Raw genomic sequence first — 26,745 nt, 5'->3', positions numbered from 1 at the left:
CTTTGACGTATCCATGCCAATTCGGATAATCTGCTCCACGGACGGTCTCCCTCGATTGATATCTTAACGACTCACTCTGGCACATTGCGATGCCGTTGGGAGCCGTCCACCCCAACAGTGCTCGTCAGAGGGATGAGGGAAAAATCGGGGTCCTTAAAAAGGAACACGCAAGGTCAATAGGCCGATGCGAGGCCTGCGATCACGCCCGTTGCGAGGCTGATCAGCAGAAAGTCATTGTCGACGCGCACCCATTGCTGGCCCCGCGGCGGCGGCCGCAACTTGTAGCGGCGGTAGTCGCGGACATAGGCCATGTGGCGCCGCTCGGACGGGCTCAGCCTGTGGCCGCGCGCCCAGCGGTGCTTTTTGACGATCACGCGCTTTTCGACATGCTTCTCGACGTGTCGGTCGACACGTTTCTCGACATGACGATCGACGTGCCTGTGGCGATTGCGATCATGCGCCTGCGCAAGCTCGAAGGAGCCGGCCGGCTGAGCAAGCGCCATCGGAGTGGCGAGGAACGAGCTGGCGACGAGCGCGATCAGAAGGCGTTTCATGGGGTTTCCTTTCGTTATTACCCCCCGAAACTAAGCCTTCCTTCCTGAACCGAATATGAAGCCTGACATTACAAATAAGTAATGATTACCGATGCTTATAAGAGTTCTCTCATAAACTTTCCGCATTTCAAACGCTAAGCGCCTGGTAACGGAACCGGTCGAAATCGGCAGGCATCGCGCAACCCGAGATATCGAAAGCGAAGATGCCGGCGAACGCCCCCGTGAAGGAACCGTGCTCGCCGCGCCCACCTTCGTCCGAAATCACGCCGGCGTCGAGCACCGGCCCGATGGTCAGCCATTGTGCCTGGTCCGCCCCCCGCCAAAAGAACTGGAGATCGTTGTCTCTCACCTCCATGGCGAGATGAATTGGACCGTCGGGTACGGCGATCCCGCTGCCGACCGGATAGGTCAACCGCCCGTTCGGAAAATCGCCCGGACAGGAGAGTACGGTGAGGGTACGTCCGAGGGTTTCGTGCCGTGTGACGCCGAGGGCATGGAACTTGTGCCGGTTATAATAATGCGTGAGACCCGCGACCTGCTGATATGTGTCAGGAGCGAAATCGACGACGGCTTCCGCGCGGAAGGAATGATGTTCCTGCCGCCGCGCCACCAGCGCCTGCTCGAACCAGCTGCCGATGCTCTCGCGGCCGAAGAGACGGAGATGCCCGGTCCGGGCGGTTAACGAGAATATCCGCTCCGGGACCGGGGTGCGCAGCCACTGGAACTCCGGCGGAAGCACCTGCTCGTCAAAGTCCGTTTCAAAAAGGACACGCTCAGCGACGGTTCCTGCGGCTCCCGGCGCGGGCACGGTCACCTCGGGAACCGGGCCGCCATTTTCGAGATAGAGCCATCCGTCCTCCCGCCAGACGCATTTCTGCAGCGCAGTCTCGCGGCCGAGCGTGCAGCGTCGCTGCGGCGGCAGCGGCCGGCCGCAAAGATGCGTATGATAGGCTTGGCCGTCCGGCGTCTCGACATATTGCCCGTGCCCCGCGCGTTGCAGAGCCGCCTCCGGGTGACCCTTGGATGTGATGAGATGAACATTCGGGTGCATCTCGTAAGGTCCGTCGATGGTCCGGGACCGCGCCATGCCCACGGCGTGGTCGTAACCTGTCCCTCCCTCGGCGACAGTCAGGTAATACCAACCGTCGCGTTTGAAGAGATGCGGCCCTTCGACGAGGCCGAGCGGACTGCCGGCGAAGATGTTCTTCGCCAGGCCCACGAGCTTGCGGGTTCGCTCGTCCCATTCCTGCAGCAGGATACCGTCGAAAGCGGGGCTCTTGGGCGAGCCGCCGAAGCTTTCGGAGCGGTGGTTCCACTTCATGTTGAGAAACCATTTGCGGCCATCGTCGTCATGGAAAAGCGACGGATCGAATCCCGACGAATTGACATAGACCGGATCGGACCAGGTGGCCTCGACCGCTTCCGCAGTCACGATGTAGTTGTGGGCATCCTTGAAGTTGCCGTCCAGGCGTTTGACGTCTGTATAGACGAGCCAGAACAGCCCGTCGCAATAGGAGAGGCACGGAGCCCATACGCCGCAACTGTCGGGGTTGCCGCGCATGTCGAGCTGACTTGCGCGTTCGAGCGGACGGCGCACGAGTCGCCAGTTCACGAGATCGCGCGAATGGTGAATCTGCACGCCGGGGTACCATTCGAATGTCGAGGTCGCGATGTAATAGTCTTCGCCGACCCGACAGATGGACGGGTCCGGATTGAAACCGGGCAGGATCGGGTTCCGGATCGTCGCGTTCATCTCTTGCATCTCCCTCTTCGCGGTGCCGCATCCAGCCCCAAGCTCACCGTCTTTTCAAGACCTTTCGCGCAGCGTCCCCAGACCGGCATCCCGGCAGATTGCCACCTGTCGAATCGCCTGAAGTCCCCTGCGCGGGCTCCATTTTCCACGAAAGCTGCGGCGGAACATCGGCGGGAAGCGCGCCTGCGTGCCTAAGTTTTGATCATTCGCCGGTGGACTGTATTCGACTTTCGTCTGAGACCCCGCCCCTATCCCGGAAAATCGGCCATCGCACTTGAAAGCAGGCTTGAAATGGGCACTCTGCCTGTGCTTGGCAAAAAAACAAAAACCATTGCGGGGAGGAACTCGATGAAACCGTTACTCGGCTTCAGCCGATTGATCGACGCCATTACCGAAAAGATCGGCAAGGCGGTCTCTTGGCTTATTCTGGTGGCCGTGCTCGTGAGCGCCGGCAACGCCGTCATCCGAAAAGTGTTCAACATGTCGTCCAATGCATGGCTGGAGGCGCAGTGGTATCTCTTCGGCGCCGCCTTCATGTTCGCTGCCGCCTACACGCTGAGCCAGAACGAGCACATCCGCATCGACGTCGTCTACGGAATGTTCTCGCGCCGCGTGCAGCACTGGATCGACCTCTTCGGACACGTCTTCTTCCTGATGCCCTTCGTGCTTCTCATGCTCTATTACCTCGTGCCCTACGTACGGATGTCCTATGTTTCGGGCGAACTTTCCTCGAGCGCCGGCGGGCTCATCCTATGGCCGGCGAAAGCGATCCTGCTGATCGGCTTCGTTCTTCTCGCCCTGCAGGGCGTATCCGAAATCATCAAGAAGATCGCGATCATGACCGGAAACATGGACGATCCGACGCCTTACGTTCCGGCTCATGCACCGCTCGATGACACGGTATCGCCGGAGGCCCGCTCATGATCGAGTTCGTCGCTGAAAACCTGGCGCCGATCATGTTCGTGTCGCTGATCGTGTTCCTGCTGCTCGGATATCCGGTCGCCTTCTCGCTTGCCGCCAACGGTCTCCTCTTCTTCATCATCGGCGTCGAACTCGCGCCCTTGTCGGATTCCATCAATCTCTCCTGGCCCCTGCTCAACGCATTGCCGGAACGGTTCTGGGGGGTCATGTCGAACGACACGCTTCTCGCCATCCCCTTCTTCACCTTCATGGGCATAGTGCTCGAACGGTCGGGCATGGCCGAGGACCTTCTCGACACGATCGGCCAGCTCTTCGGTCCCGTGCGCGGGGGGCTCGCCTATGCTGTCATCTTCGTGGGCGCGCTTCTTGCAGCCACCACCGGCGTCGTTGCGGCTTCCGTGATCGCCATGGGTCTGATCTCGCTGCCGATCATGCTGCGCTACGGCTATGACCGCCGCATCGCCACCGGCGTCATTGCTGCATCCGGCACGCTCGCGCAGATCATCCCGCCGTCGCTCGTGCTGATCGTTCTTGCCGACCAGCTCGGCCGCTCGGTCGGCGACATGTATGCCGGCGCCCTCATCCCCGGTCTCGTTCTGACCGGGCTCTATATGGGCTACATCCTGCTGATGACCTTCGTGAAGCGGCACTCCATGCCGGCGCTGCCTTTGGAAGCGCGCACCCTCGGGTCCGGCGTCACCTCGCTTGCGATCGCGCTCCTGGTCGCCTGCGCAATCGCCTATGCGGCACACGTCTATCTTTCGCCGACACAGGGCGAAAACGCGGACATCCTCGGAGCGACGGTGGGTACCATATTCATCTATCTGGTCGCCCTCGCCGACAGGGCGCTCAAGATCAACGCGCTTTCGCGTCTGGCCCAGCAGGTGATCATCGTGCTGATCCCGCCGCTGGCCCTGATCTTCCTGGTTCTCGGCACCATATTCCTCGGCATCGCCACCCCGACCGAAGGCGGAGCCATGGGAGCCGTCGGTGCCCTTGTCATGGCTGCGGCCAAGGGCCGGCTGAACATGGAGGTCGTCCGCGCCGCGCTCGCCTCCACGACACGGCTCTCCGCCTTCGTGCTGTTCATCCTGATCGGCGCCCGGGTCTTTTCGCTCACCTTCTACGGCGTCAACGGACACCTCTGGGTGGAACATCTGCTGACCGCGCTCCCGGGCGGCGAGATCGGTTTCCTGATCGCCGTCAACGTGCTCGTCTTCTTTCTGGCGTTCTTCCTCGATTTCTTCGAGCTCGCTTTCATCATCGTGCCGCTGCTCGCACCGGCGGCCGACAAGCTGGGCATCGATCTGATCTGGTTCGGCGTGCTGCTCGGCATCAACATGCAGACGAGCTTCATGCATCCGCCCTTCGGCTTCGCACTCTTCTACCTGCGCTCCGTCGCAGCCCGGGTGCCCTATCTCGACAAGGTGACCGGCAAGAAGATGGAGCCGGTGACGACGGGGCAGATCTATTGGGGCGCAGTGCCTTTCGTCGGCATACAGATCATCATGATTGCGCTCACACTCATGTTCCCGCAGATGGTGCTGCATTACAAAGGCAGCGGCACCGGCGTCGATCCGTCAACGATAAAGATCGAAGTTCCGGGCTTCGGCAACGGCGGAGGCGGCCTGACCTTGCCCGACAACGGCGGCGGCCTCGGTCTTCCCGGCGGCTTGCAGCTGCCAAGCGGCAGCCCGCTAGACGGGGCTGGCCAGCAGCCGGCCCAACCGAATACGGCGCCTCAGCAGAACAACCCGGCTCCCGATCTCAGCGCACCGCCGTCGTTCAACTGAAGTGCGTTCCACAAGCAGGCCGACGGCTTACCGTCGGCCGATGCAAGAAGCCACCCGACAGCGGCCGGGTGGCTTCTTTGCATGACTCCGTTTGGGAGGACGGATCAATCGGCAGCGAATTGCCGGGGGCTGAGCCTCAGAGCGGCTGCGCGGCGATGGCCTTCGAGCCGTTCTGTAGCGCTCTGCCGTACAGCGGCAGGAGCGACCGCGGCAACGCCGCGTTCATCCAACCATTGATGCGTGCAGATTTTGACGTAGGAGCCGACCCAGAGCCCACCCGTATACCGGCCAGCGGCCATGGTCGGAAGGGTGTGATTGGTGCCGCAGCACTTGTCGGAGTAAACCACGCTGGCCAGTTCGCCGATGAAGAGTGAACCGTAGTTGCGGAGCTTCTTGGCGGTGGCCTGCGGATCCCGGGTGTGAACCTGAAGATGCTCGGCTGCGATGTAGTCTGAATAGGCGATCATCGCTGCTTCGTCTTCGCAGACGGTGATCTCCCCATAATCCTTCCAGGCTACCGACGCGACATCGGCAGTCGAGAGGTCCTGCAACTGCCTTTCGACTTCGACCAGGGTAGCTTCCGCGAGCTTGCGGTCGGTCGTGATCAGACCGACGCGGGTGCGAACATCGTGTTCTGCCTGCGCAAGGAGGTCGGTGGCGATCATAGCAGCATTGCCGGTTTCGTCGGCGACGATGAAGATTTCGCTCGGGCCGGCAAGCTGGTCGATGCCGACTTGACCAAACACCTGGCGCTTGGCTTCGTTGACGAATGCGTTGCCGGGGCCAACGATTTTGTCGACCGCCGGGATTGACTCGGTGCCTGATGCCATTGCCGCGATTGCCTGGGCTCCGCCTACACGGAAGATGCGATCGGCACCTGACAGATGGCAGCCCGCGATCATGGCCGGGTGTGCGTTTGGCGGGAGGCAGGCGATTACCTGGTCGCAGCCGGCGACCTTAGCCGGTACGATGGTCATGACCGGCGCCGACAGGAGAGGATACCGACCGCCAGGCACGTAGCACCCCACGACTTCGATCGGGATGACGCGGTGGCCGAGGTGCAGACCCGGCAGTGTCTCGATTTCAAGCGGGAGGATGGTCTTGAGCTGAGCTTCGGCAAAGGCGCGGACGTTCGCGATGGCGAATTCGGTGTCTTCGCGGGTCTGCGGATCGAGTTCCGCTACGGCCTTCAGCCTCTCTTCTTCGCTTACTTCGAACTTTTCAAGCTCCACTTTATCGAAGGCTGCGGAGTATTCGCGAACAGCGGCGTCACCACGCTCACGCACATTTGCGATGATATCCTTGACCGTCTTCTCGACCGGAGCCGTGTCGGAGACGGCGTCACGGGTAGGCTTCTTGATCTGGATGAACCTGTCATTCAATGCGGCGAGACGCGATGTCATTAAAATCTCCTGTGTGCGGTGGTGTCTCAGCATCGTGGAACCGCGGCAGACGGGCAATTGCCCGCAAACCACCCGTTCAGTATTCTCACCACTTTGCGCGCCCGACGATCTCCGGACGTAGGAAGCGCGCGCCGGGGGTGCCATGCTGGGGCGAACCGATCAGATTAAGGAATCGACGAATGCCGAAAATCGGAAGCAAACTTCGTGAACTGCGCCGGAGGCGAGACTTGGGTGTCAGAGAACTGGCTGCGCGGTCGGGCATTTCACATTCTACGATCTCATTGATCGAGCGAGACCGAATGAGCCCGTCGATCGACACGCTCGGCGCGGTCCTCGACGCCCTGGGCACGACGTTGCCCGGCTTCTTTTCCGACCTGCAATCGAGTCTTCCATATACGCCGTTCTATTCCTCGGCCGACCTCATCGAGATCGGAAAGGCTGACACAATTTCCTACCGCGTCATTGGTCTGGACCATCCGAACAGGCAGATGCTTATGCTCCATGAGCGTTACGCGATCGGCGCAGATACCGGAGAGGAATTCACCCATGCGGCACAGGAGGCCGGCATGGTTCTGTCCGGAGCCGTCGAGGTGACGGTGGGCAACCAGAAGCGTATCTTGGGCGCGGGTGACGGCTACTATTTCGATAGTCGGCTTCCGCATCGATTCCGCAACGTCCACGATGGCCCGAGCGAAATAGTGAGCGCGATTACGCCGCCAACCTATTGACGCAGGCGTCACTCGATCCGAGTGGTGAGAATAGTGACCAGAGCGGTTAGTGCCCTTCCCAAACCCCTGAAAACTGCTTTGTATCGTGCAGTCGAAAACACTGATGGGGAGGGCTCGATGAAAATCCTTAAAGCTGCTGTCATTGCCTCTAGCGTCCTGACGACGAGCGTCGTCGGTGCGCAATCACGCGACCTGACGGTCGTATCCTGGGGTGGGAATTTCCAGGACGCGCAAAGAAAAATCTTCTTCGAGACATTCGGGAAGGAAACTGGAAAGCCCGTTCTCGATGAAAGCTGGGAGGGCGGATACGGCGTGTTGCAGGCCAAGGTGAAGGCCGGCGTGCCGAACTGGGATGTCGTCGAAGTCGAAGCCGAAGAGTTGGCTCTTGGTTGCGCCGACGGCATCTACGAAAAGATCGACTGGCAGAAGATGGGCGGGAAGGAGGCTTATCTCCCCGCGGCCGTCAGCGACTGCGGTGTCGGCAATATCGTCTGGTCGACCGGCCTGTCCTACGATGGTGACAAGCTGGCGGAAGCTCCGAAGACCTGGGCCGATTTCTGGGACACGAAGAAATTCCCGGGTAAACGCGGCCTGCGCAAGGGACCCAAATATGCGCTTGAGTTCGCCTTGATGGCAGATGGCGTCCCTGCGGACCAGGTTTACGACGTTCTGAGCGGCGAAGGCGGCGTTGATCGCGCATTCAAGAAACTAGATGAACTGAAGGCGGATATCATCTGGTGGGACGCTGGGGCACAACCACTCCAGCTGCTATCTTCCGGCCAGGTCGTCATGACGTCCGCATATAACGGCCGCATCAGCGGGATCAATCGCAGCGAGGGCAAGAAGTTCGGTTTCGTTTTCCCCGGCAGCGTCTATGCAATCGACAGCTGGGTAATCCTGAAGGATAGCCCGAACAAGGACGCCGGCATGGACTTCATCGCCTACGCGAGCAAGGCCGAAAATCAGGCGAAGCTTCCGGAGTATATCGCATACGGGCTTCCGAACCTTGGTGCGACCAAGCTCGTCCCGGAACAGTTCCAGAAGGAGCTGCCGACGACGGAAGAGAACCTGAATGGTGCCGTCGCTCTCGACGTAGACTTCTGGACAGACAACTCGGAAGAGCTCACCCAGCGTTTCAACGCCTGGCTGGCTCAGTAGGCGATCGTCTCAGTTAATTTACCGCCGCTCTGTTGCCCCTATCGATGGGGCAACATAACCCTTTGATCGTTTGGGGGGTGGCCCTCCTCCATTTTGCGTAGGTGACGATGGGCAACGCATTCATTCACTTCGACAAAGTCAGCAAAGCGTTCGGCGCCATGACCGTCGTCGATAAACTGGACCTGGCTATCGAGAAGGGCGAGTTTGTCAGCATGCTCGGACCATCCGGTTCAGGCAAGACTACACTTCTGATGATGTTGGCCGGCTTCGAGGCCCCCACCAGCGGATCAATTTCCGTCAGGGGCAAGCGGGTCGATGCACTGCCGCCCCACAGACGGAACATGGGCGTGGTTTTCCAGAACTACGCTCTGTTCCCCCATATGACAGTTGCGGAGAATGTAGCGTTTCCGCTCAAGATGCGTCGGGTGTCCCGCGGTGAAATCGTCGATCGCGTCGGCAAGGCTCTCGATATGGTCCAACTCGGGGCGTTCCACGACAGGCGGCCGATCCAGCTGTCGGGCGGTCAGCAGCAGCGTGTAGCGCTGGCGCGAGCGCTCGTCTTCGAACCTGAAGTGGTCCTTATGGACGAACCGCTCGGGGCCCTGGACAAAAAGCTTCGCGAGCAGATGCAGATGGATATTCGCGATATCCATCATCGATTGGGTCTGACCATTGTTTTCGTGACACATGATCAGGCCGAAGCGCTGACGATGTCGGACAGAATCGCCATTTTCAATCACGGAAAGATCGAGCAGATCGGCACGCCTTCCGAAATTTATGACCGTCCGACGACGCAATTCGTCGCCGAATTCATTGGCGAAACCAACTTGCTCAGCGGCAAAGTGACGACGTCCGAAAACGGTTTGCTGGGTATTGCGGTCGATGGCGGCCAGCAACTCCAGGTCGCGTCAGCCGCAAAGCACGAACCGGGCAAGCACGTGAAAGTCTCGGTCCGGCCCGAGCGCATCGAACTCGGTTCTTCCGACGGGTCGAGGAATGAATTGAAGGTCAGGGTGTCTGACGTGGTCTATCGCGGTGACCACCTGCAGGTCGTCGTCGAGGCGGCAAACGGGTCTCTCGTCATCAAGTCTACCAGGAAAGCAACCACGCCTCGGATCGGTGATGAGGCGGTCGCCTCGTTCTCACCCGAACAATGCTGGATCGTCGCATGAAGCAACGCTCCCGGTTCCTGCAGCATGCCAAATCGTTCGTCCTGATTGCGCCCCTTGCGCTATTCCTTCTGTTCTTTTTCGTCGTCCCTTTGGGAACCATGATGAAGACCGCCGTTTCCGATCCCGTCGCGTCTCGCGCGCTACCTACCGTAGCTGCTGCCCTCGACGGATGGGACCGCTCGAGCGCTCCGCCGGTGGAGGCGCAGAGAGCGCTGGTCGTCGACATTCAGGGAATACAGGACGACGAATTGTTTGGTGACCTCGTTCGCCGGCTGAACAGCGCGAAGTCGGGTTTTCGAACATTGATGAGCAAGACCAGGACGGCCGTTGCCGATGACCCTAGCCTCGGTGACCTCACCTCCGTCGATCGGCGATGGAACGACCCGGCATTCTGGATTGCAGTGCAGGACGCCGCAAGCTCGCCTGTCACCGACCGAAATCTTCTTGCGGCTGTCGACCTGACGCGTGACAAGAATGGCAACGTGGTCGACGCGCCGGCCGGTACCTCGGCAAACCGCGAAACGCTGCTTCGCACCATGGTCATGGCGGGCATGGTGACCGTCTGCACCGTTTTGATCGGATTGCCCTTCGCGATGGTGGCCGCCTCGACCACTGGCTGGAGGCGTCAACTCCTGCTTGGAGCGGTTCTGCTCCCGCTTTGGACATCGCTGCTCGTCAGAACGGCCGCCTGGTACATCATTCTGCAAGACAATGGTCTGATCAATATGACGCTCCAGGCAATCGGCCTGACGGACGGGCCATTGCCTTTGATCTTTAATCGGTTAGGCGTCGTCATCGCCATGACCCATGTCCTGCTTCCCTTCATGGTATTGCCGATCTTCAGTGTTTTGATCGGCATTTCCAAGAACCTGATGCCAGCCGCGGCCTCACTTGGCGCGTCACCTTTCCGATCATTCCTTTCGGTGCTTTTGCCACTCAGCCTGCGAGGCGTCGTGTCCGGATCGCTGCTCGTGTTCATGAGCGCTCTTGGGTACTACATCACACCTGCACTGATCGGCGGCGCAAAGGATCAGATGATCAGCGCCGTGATCGCCTACTATGCAACGGGCGCGGCCAACTGGGGCATGGCAGGGGCGCTCGGGATCGTTCTCCTGACCGCAACGATCATCCTTTACGTCGTCTACCTGCGGCTCTCATCCGAGGAGGCAAGGCCATGAGGACGCTTTCCCTGTCCAAGGCGATATTCGGCTCGGCCGTCGTCATCTTTCTCATGGCCCCGTTATTTGCGATCCTGCCGCTGGCCTTCACCGACAGCGTGTTCCTCAACTATCCGATCCCTGACTTTTCGTTGAGGTGGTTCGATGAATTGTTCACTGCCGACGCCTGGCGGCGCTCGATTATCAACAGCCTGATCATCGGAGCAGGAACGACGGTGCTTGCCACCGTGCTGGGCACGGTCGCCTCGCTTGGGCTTCGCGGAAAATCCGTATCGCTCCTGTTCGGCTTTTTCCGCACGGTGTTCCTGCTTCCGATGGTGGTTCCAGCGGTGGTGCTGGGCGTCGGTATGCAGTTGATGTTCGCCCAGTATGGGCTCGCGAATACCTATTTGGGAGTGATCGTAGCTCATACGGTGATCGCCATCCCGTTCGTGGTGGTGAACGTCACGGCCGCGCTACAGGGCATAGACCGTCGGCTTGAAAACGCTGCGGCCAGCCTCGGGGCATCGCCGGCGGTCGTCCTCAAGACGGTTACACTGCCTTTGGCCATGCCCGGAATCATTTCAGGAGCAGTCTTCGCGTTTGCGACCTCGCTGGATGAGGTGGTGCTGACGCTGTTCGTCGCGGGTCCCAACCAGAGAACCGTTGCACGGCAAATGTTCTCCACGATCCGCGAGAACATCAGCCCCGCCATTGCTGCCGCCGCATTCCTGTTCATCGTAGGCACCGTCCTGATTGCAGCCTTGGCTTACCTTGTTCGAAGGAAGCGGCAGGTCGCATGAGCTGGATCGGCGCACTTTCATAAAAGGCCACGACGGAAAGCCTGCACGCAAGCGGCCCGAAGGGGACCCGCGGCAATGTTCCGGTCCTCAAATGGCTTAATGGGAAGAAACTCACCTGCAGCTAGTCCCTTCTCCCCGTCAAACGGGGAGAAGGTCGCGGCAGCGGGATGAGGGGCAATTTCGAAAAAGTGCCCCTCAGCGCAGCGTCAGATCTTGCCGTTCCGCTGCTGGATCATCATGAAGGTGTCGTAGTTGTATTCCGCAATCTGTGCGTTGAGGAAATACTCCGCGCGGAAGGCTTTGATCGATTCCCAGATCTTCTTGAATGGCGCGTTCGACGCTTCCATTTCCGCGTAAACCTTGTTGGACTCGTCGAAGCAGGCCGAGAGGATTTCCGGGCTGAACGGGCTCAGCTTCGCCCCCGCCGCGACGAGGCGCTTGATCGCGGACGGGTTGAGATAGTCGTACTTCTGCAGCATGTTCGCGTCGGTCGCCTGGCAGGCCGTCCGCAGGAGCGACTGATAAGCCTTCGGCAGGCCGTCGAAGGCTGCCTTGTTGAACATGGCATGCACGGTCGGACCGCCTTCCCACCAGCCGGGATAGTAGTAATAGGGCGCGACCTTGTAGAAACCGAGCTTCTCGTCGTCATAGGGACCGACCCATTCGGCCGCGTCGATCGTGCCTTTTTCGAGAGCCGGATAGATGTCGCCGCCGGCGAGCTGCTGCGGAACGACGCCGAGGCGTTCCATGACCTTGCCGGCGAACCCTCCGACGCGCATCTTCAGGCCCTTCATGTCGGCCACAGTCTTGATTTCCTTGCGGAACCAGCCGCCCATCTGAACGCCGGTATTGCCGCCCGGGAAGCCGACCAGGCCCTGGGTTCCGAGAAACTCATTGAAGAGGTCGATGCCGCCGCCATGATAGTGCCAGGCGTTCATGCCGCGGGCATTGAGTGCGAAGGGCACGGCTGCGCCCAGCGCCCAGGTAGGATCCTTACCCCAGTAATAATAGGCTACCGTATGGCACGCCTCGACGGTCCCGGCAGCCGCCGCATCCGCTGCCTGCAGGCCCGGGACGATTTCGCCGGCGGCGAAGACCTGGATCTGAAAATTCCCGTCGGTAGCTTCGGACACGTATTTCGACAGCACTTCCGCGCCGCCATAGATCGTATCCAGCGATTTCGGGAAGGACGACGTCAAGCGCCAGGTGACCTTCGGATTGGTCTGCGCAACGGCCGGCGCAGCCAGCGTCGATGCAGCAGCCGCACCAAGGCCGCCGATGCTCGCATGTTTGATGAATGAACGGCGATCCATGGTTCCTCCCTGTTCCCGCCATGAGCAGTGCGACACGGATCGGCCGCGTCACTGCCCATCGAGCCCCCGTCCGCCCATCCGGGACGTCGCAAGGTCTCTTTCCTCCTCGTTAGTGCCGCCAACGCCGAAGCCCGCGAAGGCTTCGCGCACCGCGGCACACGTGCACCATACATAATCGATAATGCATGTCCAGCGACCGTGTCGCGGCGTCGTCTTCGACTTTTGTATAAGACGTCGCAAGCGGTTGGAAATTGCCCAAAATCGAGGCAAATCAATGCATTCGAACCGATTCAGAGCTCGGCGGATCTGGCCCAGAGATTGACGTCGGCCTCGCGTGCGTAAAGGTCGATTTCGCTCAGTTCCTCTGATGTGAAAGCGTCGTTTTCCAGCGCCTTGACGCAATCGACGATCTGTGCGGAACGGCTGGCGCCGATCAGCGCCGAGGTGATGCGGCCGCCGCGCAGCACCCAGGCGAGTGCCATCTGAGCGAGCGTCTGGCCGCGCCGTTCGGCGATCGCGTTCAGCTTGCGGATATTGTCGATGATCCCCGGACGGATGAAATCCTTCTTGAGGAAGTGGTTCTGCGCGGCGCGGCTGTCCTCGGGAATGCCGCTCAGGTACTTCGTCGTCAGCATGCCCTGCGCGAGCGGCGAAAAGACGATCGAGCCGATGCCGAGCTCCTCCAGCGTGTCGACGAGACCGTCATCTTCGACCCAACGGTTAAGCATCGAATAGCTCGGCTGGTGGATGAGACAGGGCGTGCCCATCTCCTTCAGGATCGCCGCCGCCTCGCGGGTACGCTGCGAGTTGTAGGACGAGATGCCGACATAGAGCGCACGCCCCGAACGGACGATGTGATCGAGCGCACCGCAAGTCTCCTCAAGGGGCGTTTCCGGATCGAAGCGATGGGAATAGAAGATGTCGACATAATCGAGCCCCATGCGTTTGAGGCTCTGGTCGCAAGAGGCGACAAGATATTTCCGGCTGCCCCACTCCCCATAGGGGCCGGGCCACATGTCATAACCCGCCTTCGACGAGATGATGAGTTCGTCGCGCAGACCGGCGAAATCGGTGCGCATGATCTCGCCGAAGGCGATTTCGGCCGATCCGGGCGGCGGACCGTAATTATTCGCCAGATCGAAATGGGTGATACCGAGGTCGAAGGCCGTGCGGCACATGTCCACCTTGCGGTCGTGCGGCGTGTCGCCACCGAAATTGTGCCAAAGACCGAGCGAAATCGCCGGGAGCTTCAAGCCGCTCCGGCCGCAGCGATTGTACTTCATCTTCTCGTATCTGTTTTCCGCCGGTTGCCAGGCCATGACTCATGTTCCTCGTTCGCTTCGGTGGCGTTGAATACCCCTCCCCACGAAGGTCCTCAAGGGGCAGCAGATCGATGAAGGGCCCCTTGATCCGCCTGCCGGCACCTTCTCGCCATCAAAATGGGAGAAGGTGGCGGCAGCCGGATGGCACCCGCGAGGCTCCGGTAAACGGAGGAGGGTCAGCGCAGCAACGCCTGCGCCTCTTCAATGCCGAGCGCCGCCGGCTGGGTGCAGGTTGTCGACAGCGTGACGAAACTTCCCTCCTCGCCGGATTTGAGGATCGACACCATCACGTCGACACCGTGCAGCGTGCGTTCCAGCGAGCAGCGGGCATCGCGCCCCTTGAGGATTGCGTCCGCCATATCCGCGAGCCCCGCCGTCCGATAATTGGCGATCGGGCCGAGCGGATGGTCCCAATTGTTGACGGCGAAGGGGTGTTCCCACATTTCGAGCGGCTGGATGTCCTTATTCCGCCCGCTCGCCTCGACCGTGCCGCCGAAGAAATTCGGATCCGGAACGAAGAGCGAGCCTTCGGTGCCATAAAGCTCCATATTCGCATGACGATGCGACCAGACATCCCAGCTTGCCGAAAGCGTGATGGTTGCGCCGTTCTGGAACTCGAGCAGGGCGTGAATGTTGGTGGGTGTCTTGACCGGGATAACCTCGCCGTTTCTGGGTTCGCTGGTGATGGTCCGCGTCGTGCTCGCCATGGAGGAGAGTGCGCCGACCCGTTTCACCGGTCCGATCAGGTTGATCAGGTTTGCGATGTAATAGGGTCCGAGATCGAGAATCGGCCCGCCGCCCGGCAGGAAGAAGAAGTCCGGATTCGGATGCCACATCTCCATGCCCGGGCTCATGACATGACATGTACCGGAGGTGACCTGCCCGATCTTGCCGGCGTCGATATAGGCGCGGGCAAGCTGGTGCGCCCCACCCAGGAAAGTGTCCGGTGCGCAACCGACCGTCAGCCCCTTTCCGGTGGCAATTCTCCTTAGCTCCTCCCCCTGCTCCAGCGAGAGCACAAGCGGCTTTTCGGAATAGACATGCTTGCCGGCTTCCAGAATGGCTTTCGAGACCGGAAAATGCGCCTCCGGGATCGTCAGATTGACGACGATGTCAACTTCCGGATTGGCGAGCAGTGCATCGATGCTCTGCGCAGTCACGTCGAATTCGGCGCCGCGTGCTTCCGCCGCCGCCGGATTGATGTCGGCACAGGCGGCGATCCGAATGCCCTTGAACAGTGGAGCAAGCTTGAAATAGGTCGTGGAGATATTGCCGCATCCGACGATGCCGACACCAAGTTCTTTTGTCATGGGAGTTTTCCGTCGATCAGTAGGATTGAATCGAAGCCAGCGAGCGCTTGGCGAAACGCCTGAAGTCGCTGGGATTGTCGTGTTCGGCGACAAAATATTTGGCCGAGGTTCTGGAAAGCGCCTGGATCAGTGCCTTCCAGTCGAGCGTTCCCTCCCCGACGTCGGCCCAACCATCCTCGTCCGCATTCTCGCCCTTGGGCGCGATGTCCTTGACATGGACGGCCGTGATGCGGGTCGGATATTTCGCGATCCAGGCGAAGGGGTCTCCCCCGCCGCGCACGATCCAGGCGATATCCGCCTCCCAGGAAAGGTCCGGGCCGCCGGCGAAAATCTGGTCGAGCGGCACCGAGCCGTCGGCGAGTGCATGGAACTCGAAGTCGTGATTGTGCCAGCCGAAGTCGAGCCCGGCGTCGCGGAACGGCTTGCCGGCCGCCTGCAGCCGTGCCCCGAATGCTCGCCATCCGCCCGCATCCATCGGGCGCTGGTCCGGCATCAGGTAAGGGCAATAGATAGCGCGAATGCCGAGCGCCTCGGCGATCTCGAGCACGCGGGGCGCGTCGCTTTCCAGCATATCCAGGCCGAAATGCGCGGTCGGCATCGAAAGGCCGTTACGATCAAGCCCGGCCTTGAAATCGGCGATCTCCGCATCCGAGAGGGCCGCGTAAAGGGCTCCGTAGCCTTCCACCTGTGTGTAGCCCGCGGAGCCGATAGCAGAGAGGACTTCGGCAAAAGGCGGGAAATTGCGGGCGCTGTAGAGCTGGAAGCTGACGTCTTTCATGGAAATCTCCTGGTGGTTCGTTGAACGGTTGCCGGGGAGTGCGCGTAAAATGGGGCTCACCCTTTTCCCTGGCAGGATTCGAGATCGTAGGCGCTGAAGCGTGGGCTCACGCCCGCGTCGACCGGCAGCCTTGGCGTAAATCGGATCGATTTCGTCTCGCCGGCGGTCAGATCGAAGGCATTGTCGGAATAGCGTCCATCGACATCGGCTTCGATCATGACGTGCAGCGCCAGCCCGGCGGCCGTTACGGCGACATCGAAGGAACCGTCCGGCCGAGGCGCCGTCTCGATGGTCAGGCCGGAAGGCACGAGATCGAGCGCTTTATAGGTACCGTGGACATAGTGTCCTTCGCCCGTTGCCCCGTTCGAAGCTTCGAAAGACCAGAAGAGCAGCGTGTCGGGTGGAATGTCCTTCGCGGCGATGGTCACGAGCGTCGACGCGCGATCGGCCGGGCACGTCCCCGCGGCGGCGAGCAGCGGCTGCCGAGTGCCGTCGAGCGAAACCAGAAACGCCTGCAACTCGACCGTCACCGGCTCGGCCGTGTCGTTCACCATCGAGAAGGCGATTTCCCGCCCATCCGTGGAGGGAATTGCGGCAACGGCAACCGGCTGGAAGAAGCGGCGCGCCATGTAGTGCATCGCCTTCCAATGTCCGCCATAGTCGAGGCTCGACCAGGACGCGACCGGCCAAGTGTCGTTGAGCTGCCAATAGAGCGTGCCCATGCAATGGGGCTTCAGCGACCGCCAGTAGTCGACGGCCGTCCGGATCGCCAGGCCCTGCTGGATCTGGCTCAGATAGACGAAGCTCGGAAAATCCTTGGGGAACCGGAAGTAGCGGAACATGGTGCCGGCGATGCGTTCGTTGCCGCCGGCATTCTTCTGATGGGTCTCCATCACCGGCGAGGCGATGTTGAGGTCGCGCGTTTCGGCGAACTGCCGGATGACCGGCATCGAGGTGTAGGACTGGAATCCGAATTCCGAGCAGAAGCGCGGCCGCACGGTGCGGTAATTGTCGAAGGACTTGTTCTCGTGCCAGACGGACCAGTAGTGCATGTCGCCGGCCCCGTCGGCGTGCCAGGCGTCGCCGAAATCGAGGTATCCGACGGAGGGGCTGGACGGCCACCAGATCGCTTCCGGGCAGGCCTGCTTCATCGACGCCTCGACCGTCCGGTTCAGGCGGTCGTAGGAGACCAGATAGCGGTCGCGATCCCTGCGGCTCTCCTCGAACCAGGTAAGCGCGCCGACAAGCTCGTTGTCGCCGCACCAGAGCGCGAGGGACGGATGGGTCGAAAGCCGCCTGACCTGATAGTCCACTTCGGCCGCAACGTTCTCCAGAAAATCCGGCGTCGACGGGTAGAGATTGCAGGCGAACATGAAGTCCTGCCAGACGAGCAGACCGAGCCGGTCGCAAAGATCGTAGAACCAGTCGGGCTCATAGAAGCCGCCGCCCCAGACGCGGATCATGTTCATGTTCGCGTCCACCGCCGAGCGGAGAAGGTCCTCGACACTTTCGGGCGTGACGCGCGACATCAGCGCATCCGCCGGTATCCAGTTGGCCCCGCGGCAGAAGATCTCCCGGCCGTTTACCCGGAAGGCGAAGCGGCTTCCCGCCTCGTCCTTATCGGTGACGAGCTCGATCGTGCGGAAGCCGATCTGCCGCGTGACGATTTCGCCGGGCACCTCCACCTTGAGGGTCGAGAACGCCTGATCGCCGCTGCCGGCCGGCCACCAGCGCCTGGGCTCCTGCACCGTGAAGACATGGCTAAGGCGCGTTTCCCCGGCGCCGACCGCGCAATCCAGTCGTTCGCGCACGCCGTCGAGCATGAAATGGACCGGCACGATACCGGGATCGCGGGCGAAAAGCTGGACCGTCACCTGCAGATCGACGCAGCCGTCATCCAGCCACATCTGGCGCGTGGTGACATGTTCGATGCGAGCCGTTTCCAGCCGGCAGAGCGCCAGCGAGCCGTAGATCCCGAGCGGCGCGATGGCGATATTCCAGTCCCAGCCGAAATGGCATTGCGGCTTGCGCAGCATGTTGCCGTTGGCGATCGGCGAATTGCCGTCATGGTAGGGCACGTAGAAGGGTTGCGCCGCCTGCCGCCGCGCTCCCTCGGCAATTGCCGAATGGAGCACGATGCGGATGCGGTTCTCGCCGGCGACGATCGCGTCCGATACGTCGGGCCGATAACGGCGGAAGCAATTCTCGGACTGCAATACGCGCTCATCGTTGACGTAGACCGAGGCGACCGTGTCGATGCTTTCGAAGTCGAGATACCATCCCCCGTTCAGATCGTCGGCATCGATGACGACGGTGCGCTCGAGCACCCAGTCTTTCCGGGCGACCCACTGGATATCGGCCTCGTTTCGGCCGCGATAGGGATCGGCGATGATGCCGGCTCGCTGCAACGCGCTGTGCACGTCGCCCGGCAGCGCGATCGTCAGGGCGTGGCTGTTGTCGGCGGCGGCAAGCAGCCAATCGCCGGAAAGGTCGATACGGATGGAATCGCGGCTCGGGGTTTCGGAAGGCATTTCCATGATCCATTCGTGCACCGGGCGGCCTGCACCGGCGCCGCTTCATCGATACGGACCGAGTCTGTATCCCGGTCCCCTTCTCGGCTCGTCAGAGGCGGTTTTCACTCTCGGCGTCGAAGATCGACGCCACGCCCATGTCGAAGGTAAGGCGCACGGTGCTGCCCGGCGGGTAGCGCCTCTGGCCGGCAATCCGCACCGACATGGATTGGCCGGCAAATGTCAGCCATAGGAGGTTGTCGGCCCCCATCGGTTCCTCGATGTCGACGACCGCTTGGTGCGCCGGCTCGCCGTCCCTCGCCTCATCGACCTTCACGTGCTCCGGCCGCAGACCGAGAACGACCTTCCGGCCGGGCTGCAGCCTGGTGTGCGCCGGATAGTCGGTCACGTCGAAAGCGATGCCTCCGACCCGAACGAAGCTGCGTCCGTCCTTTGCCTCCACCTCGCCGCGGAAGAAATTCATCGAGGGCGAACCGATGAAGCCGGCGACGAAGAGGTTCTCCGGGGCGTTATAGATCGTCATCGGATCGGCGAGTTGCTGGATCACGCCGCTTTTCATGACGGCGATCCGGTCGGCCAGCGTCAGCGCTTCGATCTGGTCATGGGTGACATAGATCATCGTGTTCTTCAGCGACTGATGCAGGCGCTTGATCTCCACGCGCAGTTCGGAACGCAGCTTGGCGTCGAGGTTCGACAGCGGCTCGTCGAAAAGGAAGACGTCGACGTCGCGCACCAGCGCCCGGCCGATCGCCACACGCTGCCGCTGACCGCCGGAGAGCTCCGAGGGTTTGCGCTTGAGCAGCGGCTGGATCTGCAGGATCTCCGCGGCACGCGTCACGCGCTTGTCGATTTCGGCCGGCGGGATCTTGGCGACCTTCAAGCCGAAAGAGAGATTCTTCTCGACGGTCATTTGCGGATAGAGCGCATAGGACTGGAACACCATGCCGATGCCGCGGTCCTTCGGTTCCTCCCAGGTGACGTTGCGGTCCTTGATGAAGATCTGCCCGTCGGAGACGTCGAGCAGCCCGGCAATGCAATTGAGCAGCGTGGACTTGCCGCACCCGGATGAGCCGAGCAGGACGAGAAACTCCCCGTGATCGATGTCGAGATTGAGCCTGTCGAGCACGGTGACGGCGCCGAAATTCAACGACAGATCCCTGACAGATACGCTTGTCATGCTTGCTTATCCTTTCACTGCGCCGGCTGCGATGCCGCGGACGAACAGGCGGCCGGAGACGAAGTAGACCGTCAACGGCACGAGGCCGGTCAGGATCGTGGCCGCCATGTTGACGTTGTATTCCTTCACGCCCTGAACCGAATTGACGATGTTGTTGAGCTGAACCGTCATCGGGTAGTATTCCGGCCGGGTGAAGACCACGCCGAAAAGGAAGTCGTTCCAGATCCCGGTCACCTGGAGGATCATCGCAACCACGAAGATCGGCAGTGACATCGGCAGCATGATCTTGAAATAGATCGTCCAGAACCCGGCGCCGTCGACGCGTGCGGCCTTGAAGAGCTCCTCCGGCAGCCCGGCGAAATAGTTGCGGAAAAGCAGGGTCAGGATCGGCATGCCGAAAATCGTGTGCACGATGATGAGGCCGGTCAGCGTCCCGTAGACGCCCATTTCTCTGAGCACGATCACGATCGGATAGATCATCACCTGGTAAGGGATGAAGGCGCCGACGATAAGGATGGTGAAGAACAGATCGGCGCCCTTGAACCGCCAGTTGGCGAGCGCGTAGCCGTTCACGGAGGCGATTGCGATCGAGATGATCACGGACGGCACGGTGATGCGCACCGAATTCCAGAAGCCGCGGGAAAGCCCGTCGCAATTCAGTCCGGTGCAGGCCTCCGCCCAGGCCTTCACCCAGGGCTCGAAAGTGATCTCGAGCGGCGGAGCGAAGATGTTGCCGACGCGGATCTCGGGCATGCCCTTGAGCGAGGTCACGATCATCACGTAGAGCGGCAGAAGATAGTAGAGCGCCACGACGATCAAAGTGCCGTAGACGATGATATTGCGGCGGGAGAGCGTCCTGCGCGGCTTTCTGCCGCGAGGGCCGGCCACGAGTCCGGGAGCAGTCTCGTAAGCCGCGGCCATGCTGTTATTTGCGATGTTATCCACGCTTGCGGCCTCCTCCGAACTCCAGATATGCCCACGGCACGATGATGATCGCGACAGTCACGAGCATCATGGTGGAGGCGGCAAAGCCCTGGCCCAGGTTCTGCGCCTGGAACATGTAGTCGTAGACGTATTTGGCCGGCACTTCGGAGGCGATCCCCGGGCCGCCGCTCGTCTGCGCCACGACGAGGTCGTAGACCTTGACGATGCCGCTCGCGATGATCACCAGAGTGGTGATGAAGACGCCGCGCATCATCGGGATGATGATCAGCACATAGGTCTTCCACATCGGGATGCCGTCGACCCTCGCCGCTTTCCAGATGTCCTCGTCGATCCCACGCAGCCCGGCGAGCATCAGGCACATCACGAGGCCCGTTCCCTGCCACAGTGCGGCGATGAGAATGCCGTATATGACGATGTTCGAGTTGTAGAGCGGGTCGAAGGAGAAGCTCGTCCATCCAAGCGACCTGACGATCGACTGGATCCCGTATTGCGGATTGAGCAGCCATTGCCAGACGAGGCCGGTGACGATGAACGACAGGGCGAACGGATAGAGCATGATCGTCCGGAACGTGTTCTCGAAACGGATCTTCTGATCCATCAGGGCGGCCAGCACGAAGCCGATCACCAGGCTGAAAATCAGCGAGAGGCAACCGAAGACCGCCAGGTTCTGGATCGAGACCAGCCAGCGGGGCGCGGCCCACAGCCGCTCGTACTGGTCGAAGCCGACAAAGGCGAGCCGCGGCAGGAGCTTGGAATTGGTAAAGGAGTAGACGACCGTCCAGGCCGTACCGCCCACGAAGATGACCAAGGCCGTGAGGATCATCGGGATAGAGGCGATCTTCGCATTCAGGTTTCGCAGCCACTGGTTCGGCCGCGCCGAACCACGTGTTAGACCTGTCATGTTTCCTCCTCCGAACTGCAAAAGGTTTTCACGTAATCGGGCACCTGCGGCAATGCGCCGGCGGCTGAGGCCCGTTTGCCTCCCTCGCCCGCCACGCCTGCGCCGACAAAATCAGCGCAGGCGGCGCGTTTTCACCGTGCTCCCGGCGAGGGAAGATCAGCCCCGTCAAAGTGCGGGGCCTGGAGCGCCGCTCAATCCGCAGCCGCGATGATGTCGGCGAAACGCTTCTGCGCATCTTCCGGCGTCATGGAGTGGTTCGCGAAGAACTCGGAGAAAAGGTCCTCCTTCTGCTTCTGGCTGTCGGCCGACAGAAGCTGGTCCGTGCCCTGGATCACATTGCCCTTTGCGAGGATGTCGAGCCCCTTCTTCATGCAGTCGTTCGCAGCCGCAAGATCGACGTCCCCGCGTACCGGCAGAGAGCCTTTCTTCAGATTGAAGGCCACCTGCGTTTCCGGCTTGAGCAAGGTCGACGCCAGCACTTCCTGCGCCTTCGACTTCTCCTCGTCCTCCAGAAGCGGGAAGTAGAACGCATCGCCGCCGGTCGAGATCACCTCGTTGACGCCGAGACCCGGAAGGCAGGTGTAGTCCACGCCGGCTTTCTGACCCGCAAGCTGGAACTCGCCCTGGGCCCAGTCCCCCATGATCTGCCCGCCAGCCTTGCCGGTGATGACCATGTTGGTCGCCTGGTTCCAATCCTGGACGTTGGTGCCCTTCGACATGCGGCGGGCATCGTCGGCAGCCTTGAAGACTTTGGCGATTTCAGGCCCGGCTGCCACTTCCTCGTCTTTCTGGGCGAAGACTTTCTCGAAGTTCTCCTTGCCGGCGATCGCAACCATCAGCACGTCGAAGGCGCCCGCCGCCTGCCACGGCTGGCCGCCAACGGCGAGCGGAACGATTCCGGCCTTCTCGAGCGCCGGGGCCGCAGCGACGAACTCGTCCCAATTCTTCGGAACTTCGACGCCCGCCTGCTTGAAGGCTGCATTCGAAAGCCACAGCCACTGCCAGGAATGGATGTTGACCGGCGCGCAATAGATCTTGCCTTCGATCGTGCAGGAGTCGAGCAGGCTCGAGGGCTTCACGACTTCCTTCCAATTCTCCTTGGTGGCGATGTCGGTGAGATCACGCATCAGGCCCGCCTGCACCAGCTCTTCCGCCTGACGGCCGTGGTTGAACTGGGTGGCGGCCATTGGGTCACCGCCGGTTATGCGGCTGATCATGATCGGGCGTGCGGTGCCCCCGGAGCCGGCGATCGCACCGTCGACCCACTTGTTGCCGGTCGCATCGAAAGCTTTCGCCAGCTCGGCAACCGCCGCGGCTTCACCACCCGAAGTCCACCAATGCGTGACCTCGAGATCGGTCGCGTTGGCAGCGCCGAATGGCAAGGCAGTGGCTGCGCCCAAAGCGGCAGCTAGAAAACGCAATTTCATAAGTGTCCTCCCTCACTGTAACGTTGCCGGAAAAACTTAGTTCAAAGATTTTCTCTGCGCAACACCTACAACGGGCAATTCACGACAAATGCACAAATACAATCTTAAGTAGATGGAACCTGTAGGCGGAACGCCTGTCGGGAGGCAAAAAATTCGACGGCAAATTCGTGATAACCTCCCTGATTTCGTGCGTTTTCCCAGATCTCTCATCTCGGCGTAACCTTTCATGGCTTCCCATACGCCACATCGACGCTCTCCGCAGCGCAACTCAACCTGAGGGTTACGCCCTTCGCATTGCAGCAACGAAAATGCTCGACATCGCTCCTGTATCGTTACAGATTTTGGGTTGAACTCAGGCGTAGACGGATGTGGCCAGCAGCCGTAGTTCGTATATAAGGCGGGGCGACGCGGCCTCCGGTTGAAGGGTAGCGACGAGGGCCGCGATTCAGGAGAGCGGATTGGCGTGACGGGCATGGATGGCAAGACGAAGAACAGAGCGACGACGGCGCCGCCGGTCGAAGGCGGCAGACCGACCCTTAAGACGATCGCTTTCATGACCGGGCTCGGTGTTACCACCGTCTCGCGTGCCCTGAAGGATGCTCCGGACATCGGTGCGGAAACCAAGGAGCGCGTCCGCCTGGTAGCAAAACAGATCGGTTATCAGCCCAACCGGGCGGGCGTCCGCCTCAGAACGGGCAAGACGAATGTCATCAGTCTCGTGCTGACGCTGGAGGAAGAGATCATGGGCATTACCAGCCCCATGGTCATCGGCATCACCGAAATTCTCGCCGGCACGCAATACCACCTGGTCGTGACGCCTTACAGTTCGGCCAAGGATCCGCTCGGCCCGATCCGCTACATTCTCGATACCGGCGCGGCGGACGGGGTGATCATTTCGCGGACCGAGCCCAACGATCCGCGGGTAACGCTTCTAACCGAGCGCCACCTGCCCTTCGCCACCCATGGGCGAACCAAAATGGGGCTGATCCATCCCTATCACGACTTCGACAATGAACGCTTCGCCTACGAGGCGGTCCGCAAGCTCGTCGACCGCGGCAGGCGGCGGCTGGTGCTCCTCGAACCGCCGCCGAATCTGACCTTCCATTCGCACATGCGCACCGGCTTCGAGCGGGGCCTGAAAGACTTCGGCGCGGAAGCGGTAAGCTTTCACCAGGTCAACATCGACCACAGCCTGGTTGCCATCCGTGATGCGTTCGAGAAGCTGATGCGTTCCCCCGATGCCCCCGACGGCGTGGTGTCCGGCAGCGGTTCCGGCGCGATCGCGTTGATTGCCGGGATCGAAGCGGCAGGCAAGAAGGTCGGGGAGGACGCCGAAATGGTGTCGAAAGTGCCGAGCGACTTCCTGCGCTGGCTGCGCCCGGAAGTCATGACGATGTATGAGGACATCCGCATTGCCGGGCGCGAGCTCGCAAAGGCTGTGATCGGCCATATCGAAGGCCACCCCCCAGATACGCTTCAGAGCCTCAGCCAGCCGGAATTCCAGCCGCCGATGGCGAGATCGGCGGTATCATAGATCTGCCGTGCCTGTTGCAGCCGCCCCTGATTCCTGGGCCTGCCATAGGGAGCCGACCCGCCGAAAACCTCGCGTCAAGAGAACGCTTCCGCGCCGACGCAGCAGGGCTCAAATCCTCGCGGCCGGCCAGTACTTGTCGTCGGTAAAATCGCTTGGGACGGGATTGAGCTGCTCGAGCTTTCCGGCGACGAAATCGATCTGCATCTTCAGGTACCGGATTGGCCCCGGGATAGGCGCGCCCGTTGCCAGGCTCCGCACCCGCCACTGCTCATAACCGGCCGCCTTTATGCGTCTCTCCGCCTCGTCGCGGATGGTCATCGATCCGGCGGCCGTGACCTCCGCCGCCTTGCCCCCTTCGATCACTGTGAATTTCATGCCTGCCTTCTCGAATGGCTCCCTTATTGAGATCTTAGACGCCGGAGCTTGCCTGGACTTGTCGCCGGATCACGATGATTTAAGGTCGGTTCGACCTAAAATCACGACCGTGATCGATTCATGACAAGTTGAGACGCTGGATGCCGGCGGAAAACCGCACACACTTTTCCTCGCCCCGCTTTAGAGGGGCGGCCATCCGCCCCTCTAAACTCATGCGAATTCAAGCGTTCAGGCCGCTGCCCCACGGACCGTGATGGCTGTCTGCGCCATCGATACGGTCGAAACCGTGGGCGCCGAAGAAGTCGCGCTGCGCCTGGATGACATTGGCCGTGCCGCGGCCGCGGCGGTAGCTGTCGAAATAGCCGAGCGCCGAGGCCAGCGCAGGCACCGGAAGACCGCCGAGAACGGCCGTCGAAACCACCCGTCGCAATGCACCATCGCTCTCCTTGACCATGGCAGCGAAAGCCGGGGTGACGATCAGGTTCGCCGCATCCGGTGCCTTGGTGAAGGCGGTGGTGATCTCGTCGAGGAACTGAGAGCGGATGATGCAGCCGGCGCGCCAGATCTTTGCGATCGTGGGCATCGGCAGGTTCCAGCCGAACTCCTTCGAGGCCGCTGCCATCACTGCGAAGCCTTGCGCATAGGCGCCGATCTTGGCGGCGAGCAGCGCGTTTTCCAGGTCCTTGATGAAAGCGTCCCTGTCGGCCACCTTGATTTCGCCGACCGGCGGCAGACCGAGAACCTTCTCGGCGGCTTCCCGCTCTTCCTTCGCCGAGGAGATGCTGCGGGCTGCGACCGCCGCTTCGATTGCGGTCGCCGGCACGCCCATGTTCTGCGCCTCGATCACCGACCACTTGCCGGTGCCCTTCTGACCGGCCTTGTCGAGGATCATATCGACGATGGGATTGCCGCTCAGCGGATCGGCGGCCTTCAGGACCTTCTCGGTGATTTCGATCAGGTAGGAGTTGAGCCGGCCCTTGTTCCAGGCACCGAAGACCTCGCCGATCTCCTGTGCCGTCATCTTCAATCCGTCACGCAGGATGCCGTAAATCTCGGCGATCATCTGCATATCGGCATATTCGATGCCGTTGTGGATCGTCTTGACGAAGTGCCCCGCCCCGTTCTCGCCGAGCCAGGCGACGCAGGGGTCGCTATCGTATTTCGCAGCGATCGAGGTCAGAACCTTCTCGACGCGACGATAGGATTCTTCCGTGCCGCCGACCATGATCGAGGGCCCATGGCGGGCGCCTTCCTCGCCACCGGAGACACCCATGCCGATGAAGGTGAGGCCCGAATCCTTCAGACCCTCGAAACGGCGCATCGTGTCGCGGAAATTGGCGTTGCCCGCATCGATCATGATGTCGCCCTTGGCGAGATGGGGTTTCAGGGCCTCCATCTGCTGGTCGACCGGATCGCCGGCCTTGATCATGATGATGATCGGACGCGGCGGGCGGATGGCGGCGACGAATTCTTCGATCGTTTCGCAGGGAACGATCTGGTCCTTCAGCGCGCCGGCCTCAGCATAGAATTTGCGCGTCGCGTCGACCGTGCGGTTGAAAACGGCGATCCTGTTGCCTTTTTCAGCGATGTTGAGCGCCAGGTTCGAGCCCATGACTCCGAGACCGATTAGGCCGATTTCCGCCTGTGACACGTGATTGCCTCCATTGGACAGGGAGAGCCGGCCACGGCG

At 61.2% G+C, this 26,745-nt stretch carries 22 protein-coding genes; 8 read left to right on the top strand and 14 right to left on the bottom strand.

What is annotated here, in order from left to right; translation table 11 throughout:
- Positions 1-173 precede the first annotated feature (173 nt).
- Together ACFHWW_RS31520 and ACFHWW_RS31515 are read right to left on the bottom strand one after the other, a co-directional pair.
- Positions 174-554, bottom strand: a complete 381-nt coding sequence (locus ACFHWW_RS31520) for an RcnB family protein (protein WP_018095207.1) — start codon at positions 552-554, stop codon at positions 174-176.
- A 127-nt stretch (positions 555-681) separates the two neighbouring features.
- Positions 682-2,307, bottom strand: a complete 1,626-nt coding sequence (locus tag ACFHWW_RS31515; RefSeq protein ID WP_100673786.1) for a glycoside hydrolase family 43 protein — start codon at positions 2,305-2,307, stop codon at positions 682-684.
- Positions 2,308-2,655: 348 nt separating this feature from the next.
- On the opposite strand from ACFHWW_RS31515, the gene ACFHWW_RS31510 reads away from it, so the two are divergent.
- Together ACFHWW_RS31510 and ACFHWW_RS31505 are read left to right on the top strand one after the other, a co-directional pair.
- Entirely contained in the window at positions 2,656-3,231 is a 576-nt protein-coding gene (locus ACFHWW_RS31510; RefSeq protein WP_100673713.1) for a TRAP transporter small permease subunit, read from the top strand.
- On the top strand, positions 3,228-5,021 hold the full coding sequence (locus ACFHWW_RS31505; RefSeq protein WP_275602512.1) for a TRAP transporter large permease subunit: 1,794 nt from the start codon (positions 3,228-3,230) through the stop codon (positions 5,019-5,021). The genes ACFHWW_RS31510 and ACFHWW_RS31505 overlap by 4 nt, the downstream gene beginning before the upstream one ends.
- Before the next feature lie 104 nt (positions 5,022-5,125).
- On the opposite strand, the gene hisD is transcribed toward ACFHWW_RS31505, so the two are convergent.
- A complete protein-coding gene (gene hisD, locus ACFHWW_RS31500; RefSeq protein WP_018095211.1) occupies positions 5,126-6,424 on the bottom strand; it encodes a histidinol dehydrogenase in 1,299 nt (432 codons plus the stop codon).
- 179 nt (positions 6,425-6,603) lie between these two features.
- Between hisD and ACFHWW_RS31495 the strand changes: the two genes are divergently transcribed.
- The 5 genes from ACFHWW_RS31495 (at position 6,604) to ACFHWW_RS31475 (ending at position 11,442) form a co-directional block, all read left to right on the top strand.
- On the top strand, positions 6,604-7,152 hold the full coding sequence (locus tag ACFHWW_RS31495; protein WP_338283558.1) for a cupin domain-containing protein: 549 nt from the start codon (positions 6,604-6,606) through the stop codon (positions 7,150-7,152).
- Between the two features lie 117 nt (positions 7,153-7,269).
- Positions 7,270-8,310 (top strand): ABC transporter substrate-binding protein, encoded by a 1,041-nt coding sequence (locus ACFHWW_RS31490; RefSeq protein WP_379943164.1) that lies wholly within the window; start codon positions 7,270-7,272, stop codon positions 8,308-8,310.
- A gap of 107 nt (positions 8,311-8,417) precedes the next feature.
- Positions 8,418-9,482, top strand: coding sequence for an ABC transporter ATP-binding protein (locus ACFHWW_RS31485; RefSeq protein ID WP_100673717.1), 1,065 nt, complete (start codon positions 8,418-8,420; stop codon positions 9,480-9,482).
- Positions 9,479-10,660: an ABC transporter permease gene (locus ACFHWW_RS31480; protein WP_379943161.1), complete on the top strand. Its 1,182-nt coding sequence runs from the start codon at positions 9,479-9,481 to the stop codon at positions 10,658-10,660. Before ACFHWW_RS31485 ends, ACFHWW_RS31480 begins: the two co-directional genes overlap by 4 nt.
- Entirely contained in the window at positions 10,657-11,442 is a 786-nt protein-coding gene (locus ACFHWW_RS31475; RefSeq protein ID WP_379943159.1) for an ABC transporter permease, read from the top strand. The genes ACFHWW_RS31480 and ACFHWW_RS31475 overlap by 4 nt, the downstream gene beginning before the upstream one ends.
- Before the next feature lie 206 nt (positions 11,443-11,648).
- Here the strand turns inward: ACFHWW_RS31475 and ACFHWW_RS31470 are convergent, their stop codons facing one another.
- The 9 genes from ACFHWW_RS31470 to ACFHWW_RS31430 form a co-directional block, all read right to left on the bottom strand.
- The gene (locus ACFHWW_RS31470) at positions 11,649-12,755 is read right to left on the bottom strand and encodes a TRAP transporter substrate-binding protein (RefSeq protein ID WP_100673719.1); all 1,107 of its coding nucleotides are present in this window, start codon (positions 12,753-12,755) and stop codon (positions 11,649-11,651) included.
- Positions 12,756-13,045: 290 nt separating this feature from the next.
- A complete protein-coding gene (mgrA, locus tag ACFHWW_RS31465; RefSeq protein WP_100673720.1) occupies positions 13,046-14,074 on the bottom strand; it encodes an L-glyceraldehyde 3-phosphate reductase in 1,029 nt (342 codons plus the stop codon).
- Positions 14,075-14,253: 179 nt separating this feature from the next.
- Positions 14,254-15,387 carry a Gfo/Idh/MocA family protein gene (locus tag ACFHWW_RS31460; protein ID WP_275597782.1) on the bottom strand — a complete coding sequence of 378 codons (1,134 nt, stop codon included), beginning with the start codon at positions 15,385-15,387 and terminating at the stop codon, positions 14,254-14,256.
- 16 nt (positions 15,388-15,403) lie between these two features.
- Positions 15,404-16,165: a sugar phosphate isomerase/epimerase family protein gene (locus tag ACFHWW_RS31455; protein WP_379943157.1), complete on the bottom strand. Its 762-nt coding sequence runs from the start codon at positions 16,163-16,165 to the stop codon at positions 15,404-15,406.
- A gap of 56 nt (positions 16,166-16,221) precedes the next feature.
- Positions 16,222-18,696: a glycosyl hydrolase 2 galactose-binding domain-containing protein gene (locus tag ACFHWW_RS31450; RefSeq protein ID WP_379943155.1), complete on the bottom strand. Its 2,475-nt coding sequence runs from the start codon at positions 18,694-18,696 to the stop codon at positions 16,222-16,224.
- 91 nt (positions 18,697-18,787) lie between these two features.
- Positions 18,788-19,873, bottom strand: coding sequence for an ABC transporter ATP-binding protein (locus tag ACFHWW_RS31445; protein ID WP_018095222.1), 1,086 nt, complete (start codon positions 19,871-19,873; stop codon positions 18,788-18,790).
- Between the two features lie 6 nt (positions 19,874-19,879).
- On the bottom strand, positions 19,880-20,818 hold the full coding sequence (locus tag ACFHWW_RS31440) for a carbohydrate ABC transporter permease (protein ID WP_100673724.1): 939 nt from the start codon (positions 20,816-20,818) through the stop codon (positions 19,880-19,882).
- The gene (locus ACFHWW_RS31435) at positions 20,811-21,719 is read right to left on the bottom strand and encodes a carbohydrate ABC transporter permease (protein ID WP_100673725.1); all 909 of its coding nucleotides are present in this window, start codon (positions 21,717-21,719) and stop codon (positions 20,811-20,813) included. Before ACFHWW_RS31435 ends, ACFHWW_RS31440 begins: the two co-directional genes overlap by 8 nt.
- 191 nt (positions 21,720-21,910) lie before the next feature.
- The gene (locus tag ACFHWW_RS31430; RefSeq protein WP_018095225.1) at positions 21,911-23,146 is read right to left on the bottom strand and encodes an ABC transporter substrate-binding protein; all 1,236 of its coding nucleotides are present in this window, start codon (positions 23,144-23,146) and stop codon (positions 21,911-21,913) included.
- A 472-nt stretch (positions 23,147-23,618) separates the two neighbouring features.
- Here ACFHWW_RS31430 and ACFHWW_RS31425 point away from each other — a divergent pair, with 472 nt between their 5' ends.
- A complete protein-coding gene (locus ACFHWW_RS31425; RefSeq protein ID WP_275598105.1) occupies positions 23,619-24,680 on the top strand; it encodes a LacI family transcriptional regulator in 1,062 nt (353 codons plus the stop codon).
- 108 nt (positions 24,681-24,788) lie between these two features.
- Here the strand turns inward: ACFHWW_RS31425 and ACFHWW_RS31420 are convergent, their stop codons facing one another.
- Entirely contained in the window at positions 24,789-25,055 is a 267-nt protein-coding gene (locus ACFHWW_RS31420; RefSeq protein WP_275597780.1) for a hypothetical protein, read from the bottom strand.
- 220 nt (positions 25,056-25,275) lie between these two features.
- Positions 25,276-26,706, bottom strand: coding sequence for an NADP-dependent phosphogluconate dehydrogenase (gene gndA, locus ACFHWW_RS31415; protein WP_379943152.1), 1,431 nt, complete (start codon positions 26,704-26,706; stop codon positions 25,276-25,278).
- Between the last annotated feature and the right edge of the window lie 39 nt (positions 26,707-26,745).

It is taken from the genome of Sinorhizobium sp. P24N7 (assembly GCF_042436655.1).
In the GTDB taxonomy this organism is placed as follows: Bacteria; Pseudomonadota; Alphaproteobacteria; order Rhizobiales; family Rhizobiaceae; genus Sinorhizobium; species Sinorhizobium meliloti_A.
This window is presented reverse-complemented; position numbering and strand designations above follow the sequence as displayed.